The sequence below is a fragment of the Peribacillus asahii genome (assembly GCF_003570725.1).
GTDB lineage: Bacteria > Bacillota > Bacilli > Bacillales > DSM-1321 > Peribacillus > Peribacillus asahii.
The window spans coordinates 1-17,891 of the sequence record NZ_QWVS01000033.1 but is presented as its reverse complement, the minus strand read 5'-3'; the positions used below and the strand labels follow the sequence as shown (position 1 = coordinate 17,891).

The window sequence follows — 17,891 nt, the reverse complement described above, 5'->3', positions numbered from 1 at the left end:
CCTGTTCGACAGGTCAAAAGAAATCTTTCAAATATAAATGGAGGTAGACATGATGAAAAACCTAGTAAATGAGAAAAAGATGGTGATTTTATATCCAAGATTAGCGGCGAAAATCGGGTTAAACCAATCGATTATGCTACAGCATATCCATTATTGGCTAAAGGAAAGCAAGCATGATCGAGATGGACGACCGTGGGTGTACAATACATATCAAAGCTGGCAGGAGCAATTGCCCTTTTGGTCTATTGAAACGATTAAGCGAATTATTAGAAGCTTAGAGAAAAACGGGTACTTACTCTCTGCGAATTATAATCGACTCAAGATAGACAAAACGAAATGGTACACCATTAATTATGAAAAGGTTGCCGAACTCGAAGCAAGCGAGACCCCTTCGACAGGTCAAGATGATCCTTCCAACCATACACCTTGCCCTGCTGGGGGAGCTACATTTACCCAAGCAATATCAGAAAGTACTTCAAATAATCCTACAAAGAATACTTCAAAAAAAGAAATCCATCATCATCCACTCACCGAAGAACCTGCTGCCTTAACAAGGACTACTGACACATCTAAAACAGATGAGATTGACTCTATCATTCGTGACGTATTTCCTTATGGATTAAAACAAGATCGGAAGAAAAGTATTCATACCATTTATCAAGCTTATTGTGAAGAACTCTCTTTACCTGCCTATAAACGCGTTTTAAAAAACATAAGTGAACATGCCGCTCAAATTACACGATTTGAAAAGTACTTAGAACAAGCGGTGAAAAACGAATTATCTCCTGCATCAACGACTACAAAAGAATCTCCTTTGCCTAAAAAGACAGCAAGTAAAGAAATCGTACCGCATTGGCTGAGGGAAGACTATGTTGATCCCTATCAAGACCTCTCTCCTGTTCCAGAGAAAGATCGGGATGCTAGGTACTTTGAATTGATGGAGATGATTAATTCATCGAGCGGAAAAAAATCTAATTGTTCTTAGAAGTTTAGTGAGCGAAACATTTATAATATGCATCCATTTAGTAAATAAATTATTACTATTTTATTTAAAAAACATTGATTCAACTTTTAATTAGCAATAAAATAATTACTAATTAAAAGGAGGTCTGTTAATGAACGCAGAAATTGCTAAAGAGTATATCGCTTTAATACCCAATCTGTTTAGTAGTTTTAGTGAATTAAACAAAGACTCAGTAGAGTTAACACATATGCAGAATCATGTCATTGAGTTTATGTATATGCAACAAAGGGCTTTGAACCTTAAAGAAATCAGCACTGGTTTAAATATAGCCAAGCAACAACTAACGAATATCATTAGTGATTTAGAAGCTGGCGGCTATGTAGTGAAGATGCCTGACACGAAGGATAAACGGGCAGTTTTAGTGTCGTTAACACCTGCAGGCAAGGAAATTGAGGAGAAAAAATGGACTGAGCTTTATCAAAGATTTAGCAAAAACCTGGCTAAATTAAGCGATGAAGAGAAACTAGATCTAAACTTTGCTCTTCATAAGGTAAATATATTGTTAAAGAAAATGGAGGATTAAAGAATGAATCAACGTGAACGAGTCTCTATCATCAGTTTAGGCGTGATTATTGGTGTAGTATTAGGCTTAATCTTTAAAGATATGTACAAATGCTTGGTTACTGGTATCCTAGTATCTTCGGCAATCACAATCATGTTAGACCGACAAGCAAAAAAGACCACTCATAGATAAGCCTAATGCGAACAGTGCCTGTCACTGTTCGCTATTAACTTAATTCATCCCTAAACAAATCAATATACAAATTCCCTTTAGTCCCTACGACCGCATACGAAATGTCAGAAACAGCAAGATTTCTTTTTTTAAGCTCCGCCATTAACCATTCTTCATCGTAGGTGTTTTTTAATAAGTTCTCATATAAGATTTTCCCATTATAGACGAGCTCTACCGGTATGGTTTCTGCTGAGGGAGATACATTTAAATCCTGCTTGGTTGTATGTTGGTACTGAGGTTTTTTTAATACAGAGAGTGCGCCACTTGTCTCTAAAATGGCGCACTCTACCTCTTCTATGTTGAAGATATCTTTAGCCCGCAAAGCCTGTTTCAAAGAATCAATTGAATACCCCATTCGTTTCATTGATTGTTCGAGAATTTGTCCTTTTTCAATTAAAGTAGTAGGTTTTCCTGCAATCCATTTCCGGAATCGCGCATTTCGAACCGCAACAAAATTCAGTATAAACACGATAATCCCCATAATCATGAATGCGACGATAAAATACGGGAATTCAATTCTAATATTGAAGGCGAGATTTCCTGCAATGGTCCCCATCGTGATTGAGGCGATATAAAGGTGATAAGACCTTTGAGTAATCGTCTGTTTACCGAGCAAATGAACAAATATCCATAACAAAATAAAGGCGGTAAAGGTTCGAAAGATGATTTCAACGGATAGCTGCATCGCTTACTTCCCCCTTACAACAATCCAGACAGTTCGTTTGTGATAGTATGTTCTTGTGGAGAGCTCTTTATTCCGCCAGAAAAATAGCGAACAGTGCCGGGCACTATTCGCTATTCTTTGTAAATTTTTTTATAAAAAAGTCTTGAAACAAATGTCATTGGTAAGTATCGAAAGCAATTAACTAAAAATCGGTTAATATTCACTTTTAAGATACCCATTTTCACCCAAATTATATCGATAATAATATGGCTTAATGGCAGGAGCATTCTATAAAACAACCCAGCCTTTGAAGACGTAATAAGAGCAATAAAGGAGAGTATCAAACTGTATAAAGGTACTATTTTAAAATGTTCAGTCCACGTATGGAAATATCCACGCCCAAATCGAATATAACGTTTCACTGCAAAAATATACGCTAAAGTACTACAAACTATTTCAATAGCCAAGTAATGGGCAATGACCATTGCCCATCTTTTTTGAGTTGAAAGCGCCTTGTAAAACACATCACTAATATTAAAATATACATTTAATAAGACTAAAGTATATATAGGCCTCCACCAATATACTTTATAAATATTTAGTCGTAAAAATAAGTGCTCAATACAATAATAAAAAAGGCTGAAACCGACTTTCCAACTCCAGTTTTTGTTCAGTAAAGTTAGAAAAGTAGATGCAATTGGTACATAAATCGCTTGAGAGAAGATTGCTCCTAAGATTGAATCAAAAGCACTCTTTTTCATAATTGACGGTTTGTATCTATAACCGTGAAATAAGTTGAGAACGACATACTCAAATAAATAAGCAAACCCCATATTTGATAATAGTAAAGTCCACGTATCCTTTTTTTTACGCTTTAACACTAGCAAAAACATACCTAAGTGAATAACTGCTAACAACCAAAAAGGAAGTGAGTCCTTATTGAAACGCTTTTTCTTTTTTCCCATTCTTTACACCGTTTTACTTTTTGACATTTATTTTTATTATTGTTCATTTGAAGGAAAATATTTATGAGTTAGATCTGATGAGTTTTAAATGTCTAATCACCTGTAATGACAATAGACTAGATATCGATTTCCTGAAATCGAACTTTCGTTATGGTGTATGACGACAGGTTGAATTTTATAAGCCATGTAACTTCGTGGCAGCATCGAAAGTTTCGCTAAATGTTTAAAAGATGGTCTCATAACTAAATTTGTCAAATAGGCTGATTGCTTACTCCCTGGCCTTCTCGCTTTATTTAGCGCTTGAATCATTTGTTCCGCAGTCCCTATTCCTACTCCATGTGCAAAATATGCACCATCTTCGAGAACAACCGCATTTTCTCCTCTCCACCAAGGGGTTTCTGGATGAAATTCCGGATTATTAAAATAAACAACATCTCCAGGTATGAAATAACTCGTGTTAAGGGGGTGTATTCCGAGTTCAGGATCGGCATGCCAGCTGTATAAATAAAGATCTTTGAATACCCGATTAAATACATACTCACCCAGACTATTTAACACCGCATGGTAATAGATAATGACTTGTGCTGTAGCACATTCAAACGCATATAGCGAGCTGTTGATGTAAATATCTTGAATCGCATCAGATGGCCTTACACCAGGCTTCAGTTGGAATCCGCCGGCATTTGTCAAATACCAGTATTCGGGATTACAACGAGAATGGGAAAAGGGTTGGAACTGAGCATAACCTTGATTCATAGCTCTTGCACTTACTATGATGTTTTTGCGTAATTTCAGTTCAAACGATAACTCACCGAGAGACTGATACGAATAAACGACCGGATGTTCATGCATTTGTTGAACAATTAACCTTTCAGTACTGCCAAACGGCCACATGTTACTTGGTTGAAAATTCATCTCCGCTATGTGTATCATACGATCCCTCATTTCAACCTTAAGTATCATTCTTATTATTTAGTGTATTGGGGATTTGTTTTAATGTGTATCGCCTATAATCTAAATTTCCGATAATCTCTATATAACTTCAAAAGCATTTAAAGTGTGGTTGCTCACTACAAACTTTCCTCTAAGCTACTAACAAAATGGTATGATAATAATGTCATTAACACTATACAGGAGGACTCCATGAAAAAAACTGTCAAAGTAGTAGCTGCTATTATTGAAAATAATGAAAATGAAATTCTTTGTGCGTTAAGATCGCCTAATATGAGCCTTCCTAACATGTGGGAATTTCCAGGAGGAAAAGTCGAGCAAGGAGAAGACCTTCATTCTGCTATCGAAAGAGAAATAGCCGAAGAACTAGGATGCACTATTAAAGCGAATGATGTATTTAATGAAAATACACACGAATATGATACATTCATCATTACGTTAATTTGCATGAAATGTACAATTGTAGAAGGCACACCTATTCCAAAAGAGCATTCCAAATTGATTTGGTTGAAACGTGAAAACTTAAGTTCACTTAAGTGGGCTCCTGCGGATGTTCCGGCGGTCGAGGAATTAATAATAAAAAAATAGTCCTCTCTTCTGAGAAGACTATTTTTTGTTTAAACTTTGATTGTAAATTCTTTATACAAGTTTGCAGGTACTTCATGTTCCAACTCTATTTTTACTGTAATGGGCTTTTCTCCTTCAAATGACACGGTATTCCCTTTGCCGATATAAATGTAAGGCTCCGTTTTCCCATCAATTTGTTTATACTTTCTGATAAACAAATGTAAATTAATATTTCGATCTTTATTATATATAATATTCTTCCCTCGTTCAGAACTTTGTGCTGTACTGTTTGGGCTTTGCCATTGAAAGAATCGCTCATTAATGAATTCATCTTGATAATTAATGCTTTCTTTGATATCTGCTTCCTTATGCAAATCAATAAATAAGAAATAGTCATTTTCGTTCGACAATAAACCTGATCCCCTAAAGGAGCTATGACTTTTTCGATAATTAGATAATAAAGCAGCATCTGCCATTTGATATTGCTCATACAATTTAAAATGTGGTAAACCATAGTCTTTTTCTTTAAATTCTTTTTTATAACGTGAAATGCCGTAATTTAATAAGTCTTCGATATACATTCTGCACTCTTCATTCTCAAGTACATTTATGAGTGCTTGTGTCTTCTCTAACTTCCCACCACTATAGGTGAATAATTTGAGATTACGTTTCAGCTGACCGCTATCATAATAATCTTGATTTAAACATTCAAAAGCATGTACCACACTATCTTCTTGAACGTCTTGAACAATCTTCAAAATTTCGCTTCTAGCCGTTGTGAGAGAAATTTCCTGATGTTCTAATAAATATTTAGCAATAACAAATTCATAAACCCGTTTAATTGGTAACTTACTTGATAGTTCTTTCAGTGCTCCTTCAAATAACTCATTTTCAAGTAATTTTTTCAAGGCATCCTCTTTCTCTACTGAAGCAACAAATTCCAAATAAGTTTTCTTTAAATCAATATATTTAATAGGGTCAGGAGCTCCATCATACTTCATATAATCCATTAAAAAGTAAGGTATTTTTCCCGAGTTCAGTTTCTTAAATTCAAAGTACTCTTCCTTCAAATATTTCAATGATTTAAAGTTTTCTTTATCAATTTGCTCCAAAATTCTTTCCTGAGCAATCTTATCCATTTGAATATGTGTACTTCCAGGAATATTCGCAAATTTAGTAGCAATAGCAACTTTCAAGCTTTCTTTATCGTAGTATCTACTTCCATTTAGTGCGATAGCAATCAAAAACGTCTTATTATGGTTGCCAATAAAATCAAGCACTGTTAAAAAAGTCTTACTATCATGTTTTCTAAGTCCTCGTCCTAATTGTTGAATAAATACAATCGGAGAATTTGTTGGTCTTAGCATTAACACTGTATTTACAGAAGGAATATCTACACCTTCATTAAAAATATCGACCGTAAAAATACATTGTAGTTCATCCTGATCATCTTCTAATTTATTTACATAATAGGCACGTTGATCTACTGTATCTCCACCAAATAAGCATACACTTTTATATCCTCGGTTATTAAATTCTTCAGCCATATATTTAGCATGTTCTATAGAAGCACAGAAGCCTAAAGCTTTTCTCTTCTTCCCATCATGACCATAAAAATTCATTTGGCTAATAATATAATCTACGCGCTCATTGACTTTTAATCTCTTCGTAATTTCAGCTACATCATCTATATTAACATCACTTAAATCAACACCTTCAATGTCCGTGATTCCAAAATAATGAAAGGGTATGACTAAATCATCCTCTAAGGCATCATGTAAACGAACCTCTAGTGCCACATTATTATCAAATAAGTCAAAGACATTAGAATGATCACTACGCTCAGGAGTCGCAGTCATTCCCAAAGTGAACTTAGGTTTAAAATAGTCTAAAACAGATTGATAGCTTGGACTTGTTGCATGATGAGCCTCATCAATAATTAAATAATCAAATTCATCTTGCTTAAATTCAAGATAGCACTTAGATATGGTTTGAATCGTCCCAAATATATAATCGGCATGACCTTGCTTATGATTGCCAGTAAGCAAACCGAATGTCAGCCCTCTATTTGTAATTAATTTCTCAAAGGTCTCTTTGGCTTTTTTTAATATTTCTTCCCTATGTACAATAAATAGGATTCTTTTTGGATTGTAGCTTTTTACATCGAAGGCTGACATATACGTTTTACCTGTACCGGTCGCTGCTACAACTAATGCTTTCTTTTCACCAAATGAGCGAATTCGATCTAAATTTTCTACAGCTTGTTTTTGCATCCTATTCGGAACGATATATTCTGCATTTTCATAAATCATCTGTTTCTTCGGTTGAAAAGCAGATAAACTTTGTATAAATTCTTCATATCTTCGAATAAACTCATCATCCGCTTCTACGCTACTATTCCAAAGGTAATCGTACTCCTTTAAAACATCTTGAATAAACAATGCGTCGTCCTTTGTGATCAGCTCTACATTCCATTCAATATTACTCTTAAGAGCACTTTGTGTAATATTAGACGAACCAATAATGACCTTATAATAATCTTTAAATTCAAATATATAAGCTTTCGTATGAAATCCAATCTCTTTATCTGTAACAAATACCTTTAAATCAATATTATTAAATTTCTTAATTTTCTTAAGCGCTTTACCTTCAGTGAAATTGAGATACGTAGAAGTAATGATTTGCCCTTTTACCCCTTTTTTCTCTGCTCCCTTAAATGCATCTAATAATAGTTGAAGTCCACTAAAATTGATAAAAGCTACACTAAAATAAAATTGCTCACACTCATCAATCGCTTTTGTAAGCTCATTTAATAAATTTCCTTTTTGAGAATTAACAATTAGTTTTTTTGTAACGTTCATTATGTACTCCTAAATTAAAGTTTATTTAACTTTTACCATTATTTTCACCTTCAGTTAAAATACATATGCAATCGTCTCACTGAAGTCAACTACTCACCTAACATTCGTACAATGTATAATTACAAAAGGAAATTAATTCTTTAAAATATGTACAAATGCATTGCTTCTTACTTTCTTGTCATGTAGTTCTAGCAATTCACCTAATTTATCCAGCAGTATAGAACTTCTCTCTGATTCTAATGATAATTTGATAAACCACTGTTTAAGGACTTTCTCCGTATCTACGCCCGTTTTATTCTGTCCTCTTGCATATCTCGAAGTGTTCATAGCCTTATATCCTATATACTTACTTGGCCCAAATGCATCTAAAGAGGGAATGTAATACCAATGCTTAAATTGAGTAAGCTGAGTAACAATATCCGTATTTTCTTCAAGATCCATATTAAATTGTTTCACATTTTCTATAACTTCTTCTAGATTTACAACTAATTCATCCATAGAATTCACCTTCTCTCCTATTCTTAGAAACTGCTTTTCCATACTAAAGACCTATTATCTAATTTTATTATATGACAATGGGACATTTTGTCGAAATACGTCATTTCCCTGCAAAGTTTATATCCATATCTCTTCAAAAAAGCTCCATAATATCATAATTATTAATAAAAAGGAGCATGAAGAAAGTTTCCTTCTACAAGACCTATTTTGGTAAAACAAAAATCCCTCCCCCCTCAAGAATGAAGGGTTTTTTTCTAACCTTTTAAATATTCTTCGCCTTACGTTCAAAATGATAATGTAATCGATATTCACAAACTTCCTTCGTCATATCAAACAAGGCTTCTTCATCTTCAGAATCTATGTCAAATTCTAGTTTAAGGATACCATTATCAAAAGATAGTAAACCTTTCGAACTGCCGCTCCATTTCGTCATTGGCATAGTAGCTATCAGCTTACTGACACCCTTTTCATCATATTCCCATAATTTCTTCGATGCCTTATCTGAAAAATCAATTCGTTTTCGATATTCTGTTTCCGTTAAATACTGATAAAAATAAGGAGCAACTTCTGTTGGTGTAACTGGTTTATACCAATCAGATTTTCCTTTTTGAAGCATAGCTAATAAGACCACCATTTTATAGCTTTTGGCCATTCCCGTTTTTTCAGTTTCTTCTATCCATGGTTTATATCTATTGAAGACATCCTTCTCAAATGGTGTAAGTTCATCTATCCGCTCCAAAAATCCAAAGTATGAAGAAAACTCTTGACGATACTGAACAGATTCTACAGCACCTTTTAAATGTAACTCTAAATAAGACGGTCTTCTTCCTAACTCTTGTTTTAATGAAAAATAAGCTGATGCAAGATACTCTTTCCGTGGCTGTTTCTTCTTCATCATCTCTTCTAATAAATTGATAGCTTGAATATCAAGATTTATCTCACACAATTCAGGTACCACAGGTTCGATTTTTCCTTTCTTCTTACTAGGCTTTGTATCGAATAGACTCATTTTAATATCTGCATTTCGATAGTTTCCAATCAAATCTATAATGACACAATGCTGCTTCCCTTCATGTAATCGTAACCCCCGACCGATTTGCTGAGTGAAGACGGTAAGCGACTCTGTAGGTCTCACAAATAGTAAAGTATCAACCGCTGGAATATCTACTCCTTCATTAAAGAGATCCACCGTAAAAATAACGTCTAGTTCTCCTTTTTCAAGTTGATCTATCGCCGCCTTCCTTCCAACACCTATTTGTTTTGTATGTAAACTAACCGTTTTATAGCCTTTACGATTAAAATAATTCGAAAGAAAATCTGCCTGTCTAATAGAAGAACAAAATCCAATCGTTCGTGTTTGCTTTTTATCTATCCATACTTGCAGGATTCTCTCTGCATGATCATCTCTCAATTGAATTTGTAATAACTCTTCTTCATCATATCGATTCCCTAGCCAAGTAATTTGACTATAATCATTTTCATCATAAACACCAAAGTATTTAAAAGGGGATAACCATTTTCGCGAAATAGCCTCCAGGAAGTCCATTCTAAAAGCGACGTTTCCATCACAAATAGCATAAACATCTTTATTATCATTTCGATCTGGTGTTGCCGTAATACCCAATAAAAACCTCGGATCAAAGTAATCTAATACTCTCTGATATGAATTAGCAGCTGCATGATGAAATTCATCAATAATAATAAGATCAAACTCTTTAGAATCAAATGTCTCCAAGTGCTTCTTCATACTAAGCGTATAAATAGAAGCAAAAATCGCATCACCATTATTTTCTTTCACATTGCCGTTAAAAATGCTAAACGTTCTATCAGGCATAATGATTTGAAAGGATTTTTTTGCTTGTTGTAATATTTCTTCACGATGTGCAATAAACAAAATTCGATCAAAATTTTGTGCAAAGAAACCAGCAAGATAAGTTTTTCCTAAGCCAGTTGCCATCACTACTAAAGCTTTATGATAATCTTCTTCTAATGTTTTGTTCAATTCCTCCAACGCTTCTAATTGAGCAAATCTCGGTTTAATCACGCCATTATATGAAGCCTTCGAATCATGGATGATTTCTGAATTTGGGACATACTCATTTTCACTTGGAAGCATTAAGTCTAACTCTTCTGCCTTTGTCCAAGTTTGCGCAAGATTAGGTGTCTTTCTATGAAACTGTTCATAACGCTGTTGATACAGTTTTAATGTTTCTCTATTTAACGGAACCGTTTGTGAAGCATAAAATGTATTCGTAAATTGATTCATCGCTTCCTTAAACACTTCTTTTTCATTACTCACTGCAATATTCCACTCGACACCATTCATTAATGCTGATTTTGAAAGATTAGAAGAGCCAACAAATAGGCACTCCTTTTCATCGCCTTCAAATAAATAAGCCTTTGGGTGAAAGGAAGTTCCATTACTTTTCCATAAACGAATTTCAATTGTGTCATCAATACTTAAAAGCAAGTCTAGTGCTTCCGGTTGTGTAATAAATAAATAATCGCCCGTGCAAATTTTTATTTCTACACCACGCTCTGCAGCCTCTTTTAAAGCTTTATGTAAATAACGAACCCCCGATTTCATGATAAAAGAAGTTAAAATATTAATAGAAGTTGCAGTTTCAATATGCTCTAATATATGCTTTCCAAGCTGACGAGTAATTAACTGAACATCCTTCATTCTTAATCTTCAACCTGTATTAGAAAGATTTTCTCCCTAAAGCCACCGCGCTTTGCTGCTTTCTCTTGACGTACTCTTTCCACTTCTTCAATTGATGAGCCATGACATTCCGCTAAAGCATGCATAATTTCTAATAAATCTGCTAGTTCCTCAATAGCATCACTATTATTAGCCGCCTCCATATACTCTTGCAGCTCTTCAAAACTCTTCTTTTTTAATTCGGTTATGTATTCTTCTTCATTTAAAATACGCGTTGAAAACTTTTTACTTGCCGATTCAATAATCTCAGGAATTCGATCTCGGACTAGTTTATTGTGGATTGGCATGATAGATCCTCCTTGGTAAATGAAAAATTGTAGTTGATTTTATACTATCAAACACAATAGAAATATGGATAATATAAAGAGTTTAAATTCCAAAAAATCAGCCACCTATAAAGCGAATAGCGTTAGACACTGTTTGCTTTATAGGCAACTACATGATTATAAAATTTATAATTTTTCATAAAAACGGCGAATTTTATTAGCCATTAGTTGTCTTCTTTCTTGTAAAAATGCGTTGTAATTCGAATACTCGAGGGTAAATAAAGACTCTGGAATACAGTTCATTTCCATGTTATATTTTAATTCATTCAGATCTTTAATTTCTCCGATTACTCCTTCTTTATTTTCACACTGTTGTTTTACTTGAGCCATATAAACAGACGGTGCCTTGTCCTTTATAGCAAGATTAACAATCTGTTCAGTGTACACATAATTTGCAATTTGATTATATATTCCCCGATTATTGATCCCGTTTTTTTGTAAGTATTTTTTAGGGAAGATATGATGAACATCACCTCGTTCTTCTATAAGGTGGCTAACTTTAATGGATTTTGACAGAAAGGCATCATCTTTATCATAAACTTGAGCCATTATAAACAAATTGAAATATGGACTGCTCTTCACAGAAGTATTTAAATTGGTCACCAAAATATTATTCCAATACGCATCAGAAAGTTCTCCAGCCTCAATACTTTTAAGATATTCATCAGGAGTGATTGCATTATTAAATCGACGAATGTCAAATTCAAACATGGTTTCAGGAGATGCTGAATAGCGTTCCGTTAACACAGATAGAACGAGCCATTTACGAACAATTCGATTAATTTCACTTCCATCTATTTCTTTTTCTCTTAATAACAGAAAAAGTGTATAGGCGAAATTCAAGGCATTTTTAGAACGGATAAGTTGTGGTGTAATAATACCTGCTGATTTTACAATCATCACAAACCTTTTAAAATTTGTTTCATTTATAAAGGCCAAAACGCCATCATTTAAAGACTTAAACGAAGAAGTAATGATCTCCTCTTTATATTCACGTGTCTCAAAATCACGCCCTGATAATAAACTAACTAGATTAGACAGTTTCCCTCTGAGAAACTTAAAGGTAAATGCTACTCTTATTAAATCAGAGTAGCTTGGCTCATAAATAGAAGAATGATAATTCTTTACCCATTTTATTTTTTGAAAATGATCCGTTGAAGCAAAAGATGTATCGTTATTTTCAATATTGGAATAATCAGAAGGATTTTTCATCAAGTGACAAAAATAATCAATTGTCTTACGAATGACTGGACCATCGTAAGTTTCATTAACAGTAATTTTAGACATAGCAAAGTCAGCTTGACTCAAAACAACACCTGCTGAATTGATACGAATGAAAATTTCCGTTACAGTTTCAATATCTAATTCGTGTGAAAGTTCAATCATCCCGATACTGCTATACTTAATTTGCATTAACTTTTGTAAAACACGATTCATTTCATTTTGATCTATTTCAAAATTTTTTTCGCAATATTCATTAATATAACTAAATGAATTAAAATCTATGGAAAATACTTCTGCAATATCCGGAATCCATTTTGGATTTTTTAAAATCGCAGGGTTTGTAACCTCAAATTTCTCTTCTATGGGGTTAAAAGCAATACGAATTCTTTTTTTCTTATAATTGGAATCAACCACTTCTTGACCAGTTATAGCTGCTGTTACAGCTGTAATACGCTGCTGACCATCAATTAAAATCTTTTTGCCCATAGAAATGGAGCCGTCCTTAAGCTTCGTATCTGGGTTCTGCCAAGTAATAATGTAACCCACTGGATAGTTCTTATAAAGAGAATCCATTAAATCTCTAACCTTCGTGGCATCCCAAACAAACGGTCGCTGTATTTCCGGTATAGCAATCATTTTATTTTTTATCCAGCTAATAATAGATTCAACTGTACTATTATTTACAATATAATTCGACAAACCACTCACCCTTTTTATGAAGAATTTTACTTTTTATTATGCCTTTATTTTAAGTAAAGAATCATAACGGCACGAGAACTTACAGTAAGGAAATATTAATCATTTATAATTCAAAACAAAAAAGTGCATTTCCAAGTAAAATCACTCGAAAATACACTCTTCACCTTCTTCTACAAATCAATCGAAACTAACTTACCATTTGAAAAATATAAATACTGTGCATCATATTCACCATAGTAGTAAATCCACTGTTCCCATATGCCCCAGCTATCAATCGTGATATTTTTATCGTCTGGTGCTCCCCATTGTGTGTTTAACACCTTCTTTCTTCGTCATACCAATTTCAACATATTTGGTTGTGTACACTCTTGTAGAATCAGTATCTAATACCATTCACTATAATCTCGCTTCTTATATACTTCAACCCCATCATAATTCCCACCTCATTAACCAAATATATAGTTCCAATATAATCAAATTTTTCTCTCCATAGGGGTACTCCTGTATCAAAAAAGGAAGACAAGACATTTACTTACTAATTGCGGGAAAAAAGAAGTTGGAACAAAGGAGTTAGAAAGATGGGAGAACCCCACCCTTAACGAACGAACCGTTTACAAGTTAGACAAGTGATCTCGTTATCCGGTTTAAACGCTATTTGTTTTAGATCATATCTTGTGAAAGTAACATACACGTGATATTTTTCTCCACATTCACTTTTAATAATATAGTAGGAAAAAACATGTACATCCCCTCTTTTAATAGGCTTTTCTTCTACGATGTCATCAAAATTGCAGCATAAAAAACTTTAAAGGAGCGAATTAACAGAAACCATATATTTTCTTAATAAGCAAATAATATTCCTCTTTATCATGGGTGTGAGAAAGTCATCTTGCACTTTTCTATAGAGATTAAGCAACTGCGTTGTTTTTTATCTAAAATTGACTATTCTTGCCGAAAACATTGACTTCATAACCTCTAGATTATAATATTGATTATTAATCCAATGTAAATTTTAGGTAAAATTTACATTAAACCATTGACAAAAGAGGGGGTATATATTATGACAGTGAACGAATATTGTGGCAGCATGGAATCCTCCATTCTGGATTTTATCTTTTCCCTAACAGATGACATTATTGAGAAAATTCAATACAGAAAGTTATTTTACCAAGAACAAATTGCACGCTATGTACAAAAACAAATCGATTTCTTCTTCAACGGCTATAATTTAAAAACGGCTCTTTTATACAGCTATAAGCACGAGGCTTATAACACGATTATGTTTAAATTAAAAAATCATTTAAAGGAGCATAATATCCTCCAATGTATCTAAATAAGAGAATTATATAAGAAGAGAACTTTCCTTTCTACTCATCAAAAGTAAAAAGAAAAGTTCTCTTTCGTATTTTATCCCGCTTTTCTACATGCGATCTCCCCGTCGTCATTAGAAAAACAACAATATTCTTTTGTCTAAACTTTCACTGCTAAAACCTTTTCTTCCACCTCATCTGCAGGAAGCGGCGGACTCAAATAATAGCCTTGTACCCTTTCCAAGCCAAGAGAACGAATGGTAGTAAATTGTTGTTCATCTTCAACCCCTTCAGCTACTACTTTTAGACCTATGCTGTGGGCAATGTTCGTGATGGATTTGACAATTTCCTTTTTCATTCTATTATTAATGTCATCGATAAAGGATTTATCAATCTTAACAGATGTGATTGGAAGCATACTTAAATAACTAAGCGAAGAGTATCCTGTTCCAAAATCATCTAACGCTATATGTACCCCAAAATCCCGTAACTGCTTTAGTTTATGAAGCGTATCTGCCAAGTTTATGATGGCCATACTTTCCGTAATTTCTAAAATTAAATGTTTAGGGTCAAGTTGGTGATGACGCAGCGCTGTTTTAATCGTTTCTACAATATTTTCGTTCATAAGCTGTCGATTAGATAAATTAACGGAAATCGAAAGATCAAACCCTTGATCTCGCCACATGCTAGTTTGCTTACACGCTTCATTTAAAACCCATTCACCGATAGGTAAAATTAAACCAGTTTCCTCAGCTAAAGGAATAAAATCCGCAGGGGAAATAAATCCTTTTTCCGGATGCTCCCAGCGAATTAATGCTTCCGTTGATACGATTCGATTGGTTCTCAAATCTAACAGTGGTTGATAATATATTTGGAATTGTTGTTCTTCGATTGCTTTTCTTAATTGATTTTCTAATACTAACTTTTTTAAAATTTCTTCATTCATTTCTCTATTGAAAAATTGATAATTATTTTTCCCTTTTTCCTTTGCTTTGTACATCGCCAGATCCGCGTACTTAATTAATGTCTCCGCATCCGTTCCATCCGACGGAAAACAACTGATTCCTACACTCGGAGTACAGTGAATTTCATTTCCCTCTAATATAAAAGAGGAAGATAGAGACTGGGTGATTCGCTTCATTATTTTTCCCATTTCAACACAGGAAATATCTCGAAGTAATAAGATAAATTCATCGCCGCCTTGTCTAGAGACGATATCTCCTTCTCTAACGCTGCTTACGATTCTTTTAGAAACTTGTTGAAGGAGAAGATCACCAACTCCATGTCCATATGTATCATTGATTACTTTAAATCGATCAAGATCCATAAATACTATGGCTAACCGATACTGGTTTTTCTTCGCTTCGCTAATAGCTTTCTCTATTAGGATATTAAAATAATTGCGATTAACTAAACCAGTCAGCGTATCATAATGAGCTAAATGAAGAATTTCTTTGTTTGCTTTCTCCAATTCAGCAGGACTTGGTATTGTTAGTAGTTTGGGAATGATTCTCCAAAGTAATATAGCTGTTAATATTGATACTGCAGCAGTTAATGCGTTTAGTATATTATCTACTATATAGAAAGCTTTAGGTGGATTCAGGTACTTGATAACATGCATCAAGTGCCCGGTTCCACATAGCATAATAAACAATATGAAAAAACTAAACATCCATCTAAACTCAAAATTTCGCCTTTTCTTCATGAAAACTATCATAGTTATAGGTATCGAGAAATAAGCGAGACTCGTTAACATGCCCGCAATCGCGTCTACTGAGAAAATCTCTTTCATATATGTATGCACTGATAACATTGTCAAGCTACTTAATAGTTGAACCATCTACTAGACTCTCCTCTATGGTGCTTCACGTTTTATCTTAAACTCAAAATGATGAATCTTAACTTACTGTGCCATCCTTTAAATGAATAAATCCAAACCTAATGCAATCTATTTTCTAGAATTGCATTGACCCATTATATATTACAATATCTTTTGTTGTACACCGCAAATTAATTATGAGTTTAATCCTATAATAAGGTAAATAGTCCTATAAACTCAAATCAAATTACCTATAAATACAATATTAACTATATAAAATAACTAACATTTAAAGATAACAAACTAAAAGAATGCACATCTCTAATTTAAACAAACAAATACATATGTCAGATGAGCTTCCTTTTAACACACCAAAAAAAGGATTGAGGTCAAAATCACTCAATCCTTTTTTGGTTGCTGTCGCCTAAGAGTAAGCGTCCAATCATTTCTTCTTTACTGTTTGATTCTTTTCGAACGATGTTTATCTTTTAATTAAAGAAGAGATAAGTATTTCACCTCAACCTCTACTCTGTATCAGTTACCATTCTCTATTCGGATACATTTGGTGCCACTGTTGCCAAGTACCGTGAGGGTGTTGTTGATGCCACTGCTGCCAAGGTACGTAAGGATGATGGTGCTGAGGTTGTTGATATTGCTGATGCCATTGTTGCCAAGTACCATGAGGATGGTGCTGATGCCATTGCTGCCAAGGTACGTAAGGATGATGATGCTGAGGTTGTTGGTGTTGTTGATATTGTTGATGGTGTTGATGTGATTGGTGTTGTTGATGATGTTGAGGTTGTTGATGGTGTTGATTCCATTGTTGCCAAGTACCGTGAGGGTTCTGCTGATGCCACTGTTCCCAAGGTACAGATGTAGAAGGCGATTGACCAGGTTGCATTAAGTTCACCTCTTCTTCCTATTTATTCTTTACAGCTTATGAAAATTAGTTTTTAAAGAGCTTATCCATAGTAAATACGGGCTTATACTAGTTAATTTTGCTGAATCAAAATCTATAATTAGGTAAAGGTCTATACCTCTAAAGTTTGAATACATACATTGCTTTATATGGTTTGAGTTTTTAGGAGGATGGATTATTCTTTTTCAATTCAGCTAATTGGTGGAATTGCCCTCCCTTCCAACCTGAATTACCAATAAAGATGAGGAGATGTATTTTACACGGAAAGTTCCGGAATGAATCCATCTGATCTTTGTGAAGAATTCGCGGAGATTCTCGATTCAACCGCTAGTGTTGTTAATGGTGTTTGTTTAGCGACTCGTTCAAGAACGAATATTCATCCAGTAGTATTAGGCAGAAAAGCCGAATCCTTTATGTTCATTCCACAAGCTTTTTCATTTGAAAACATAGATAGAGATGGAAGGGCCTTATGTTTAGGCGAGACCGTCCTATTAGAAGAAGAAATTAATCCGTTCCTGGTCAGCTTCGAAAGCATGGAATTATTGTGACTGCTTTGCATAATCACTGGCTGTTTGTTGAACTACCCCCACCTACTCCACTACGTTTCGT

General features: G+C 34.1%; 16 protein-coding genes and 1 pseudogene. 6 read left to right on the top strand and 11 right to left on the bottom strand.

The annotated features are described in order from the left end of the window. Window positions 1–49 precede the first annotated feature (49 nt). The 3 genes from D1953_RS15640 to D1953_RS21385 all read left to right on the top strand — a co-directional run bounded on the left by D1953_RS15640 (window position 50) and on the right by D1953_RS21385 (window position 1,718). A complete protein-coding gene (locus D1953_RS15640) occupies window positions 50–985 on the top strand; it encodes a hypothetical protein (protein ID WP_142920458.1) in 936 nt (311 codons plus the stop codon). Between the two features lie 130 nt (window positions 986–1,115). Beyond that, window positions 1,116–1,547, top strand: a complete 432-nt coding sequence (locus tag D1953_RS15635; protein WP_182480644.1) for a MarR family winged helix-turn-helix transcriptional regulator — start codon at window positions 1,116–1,118, stop codon at window positions 1,545–1,547. Window positions 1,548–1,550: 3 nt separating this feature from the next. After that, entirely contained in the window at window positions 1,551–1,718 is a 168-nt protein-coding gene (locus D1953_RS21385; protein ID WP_182480643.1) for a hypothetical protein, read from the top strand. 34 nt (window positions 1,719–1,752) lie between these two features. On the opposite strand, the gene D1953_RS15630 is transcribed toward D1953_RS21385, so the two are convergent. From D1953_RS15630 to D1953_RS15620, 3 genes are all read right to left on the bottom strand, one after another. Then, entirely contained in the window at window positions 1,753–2,442 is a 690-nt protein-coding gene (locus D1953_RS15630) for a DUF421 domain-containing protein (RefSeq protein WP_119118111.1), read from the bottom strand. Between the two features lie 110 nt (window positions 2,443–2,552). Then, window positions 2,553–3,386, bottom strand: a complete 834-nt coding sequence (locus D1953_RS15625) for a hypothetical protein (protein WP_119118110.1) — start codon at window positions 3,384–3,386, stop codon at window positions 2,553–2,555. Between the two features lie 96 nt (window positions 3,387–3,482). Further along, window positions 3,483–4,319: a protein-glutamine gamma-glutamyltransferase gene (locus D1953_RS15620; protein WP_119118109.1), complete on the bottom strand. Its 837-nt coding sequence runs from the start codon at window positions 4,317–4,319 to the stop codon at window positions 3,483–3,485. Between the two features lie 210 nt (window positions 4,320–4,529). On the opposite strand from D1953_RS15620, the gene D1953_RS15615 reads away from it, so the two are divergent. Then, complete coding sequence (locus D1953_RS15615) at window positions 4,530–4,925, top strand: (deoxy)nucleoside triphosphate pyrophosphohydrolase (RefSeq protein WP_119118108.1); 396 nt, start codon at window positions 4,530–4,532, stop codon at window positions 4,923–4,925. A gap of 29 nt (window positions 4,926–4,954) precedes the next feature. Here D1953_RS15615 and D1953_RS15610 read toward each other — a convergent pair whose 3' ends face one another. The 6 genes from D1953_RS15610 to D1953_RS21380 form a co-directional block, all read right to left on the bottom strand. Further along, a complete protein-coding gene (locus tag D1953_RS15610; protein WP_119118107.1) occupies window positions 4,955–7,765 on the bottom strand; it encodes a DEAD/DEAH box helicase in 2,811 nt (936 codons plus the stop codon). 132 nt (window positions 7,766–7,897) lie between these two features. Continuing rightward, entirely contained in the window at window positions 7,898–8,263 is a 366-nt protein-coding gene (locus D1953_RS15605) for a hypothetical protein (protein WP_119118106.1), read from the bottom strand. A 262-nt stretch (window positions 8,264–8,525) separates the two neighbouring features. Next, window positions 8,526–10,946, bottom strand: coding sequence for a DEAD/DEAH box helicase family protein (locus D1953_RS15600; protein ID WP_119118105.1), 2,421 nt, complete (start codon window positions 10,944–10,946; stop codon window positions 8,526–8,528). A 2-nt stretch (window positions 10,947–10,948) separates the two neighbouring features. Then, window positions 10,949–11,272: a nucleoside triphosphate pyrophosphohydrolase gene (locus D1953_RS15595; RefSeq protein WP_119118104.1), complete on the bottom strand. Its 324-nt coding sequence runs from the start codon at window positions 11,270–11,272 to the stop codon at window positions 10,949–10,951. A 165-nt stretch (window positions 11,273–11,437) separates the two neighbouring features. Continuing rightward, window positions 11,438–13,234: a GmrSD restriction endonuclease domain-containing protein gene (locus tag D1953_RS15590; RefSeq protein ID WP_119118103.1), complete on the bottom strand. Its 1,797-nt coding sequence runs from the start codon at window positions 13,232–13,234 to the stop codon at window positions 11,438–11,440. A 170-nt stretch (window positions 13,235–13,404) separates the two neighbouring features. Beyond that, window positions 13,405–13,554 (bottom strand): hypothetical protein, encoded by a 150-nt coding sequence (locus D1953_RS21380; RefSeq protein ID WP_182480642.1) that lies wholly within the window; start codon window positions 13,552–13,554, stop codon window positions 13,405–13,407. Window positions 13,555–14,294: 740 nt separating this feature from the next. Here D1953_RS21380 and D1953_RS15585 point away from each other — a divergent pair. After that, entirely contained in the window at window positions 14,295–14,567 is a 273-nt protein-coding gene (locus D1953_RS15585) for a hypothetical protein (protein ID WP_119118102.1), read from the top strand. Window positions 14,568–14,704: 137 nt separating this feature from the next. Here D1953_RS15585 and D1953_RS15580 read toward each other — a convergent pair whose 3' ends face one another. Then, window positions 14,705–16,384: a putative bifunctional diguanylate cyclase/phosphodiesterase gene (locus D1953_RS15580; RefSeq protein ID WP_119118101.1), complete on the bottom strand. Its 1,680-nt coding sequence runs from the start codon at window positions 16,382–16,384 to the stop codon at window positions 14,705–14,707. 517 nt (window positions 16,385–16,901) lie between these two features. Beyond that, window positions 16,902–17,264, bottom strand: coding sequence for a hypothetical protein (locus tag D1953_RS15575; protein ID WP_119118100.1), 363 nt, complete (start codon window positions 17,262–17,264; stop codon window positions 16,902–16,904). 293 nt (window positions 17,265–17,557) lie between these two features. Here D1953_RS15575 and D1953_RS15570 point away from each other — a divergent pair. Then, a pseudogene (locus tag D1953_RS15570) lies at window positions 17,558–17,891 on the top strand (DUF1259 domain-containing protein); the annotation flags it as partial.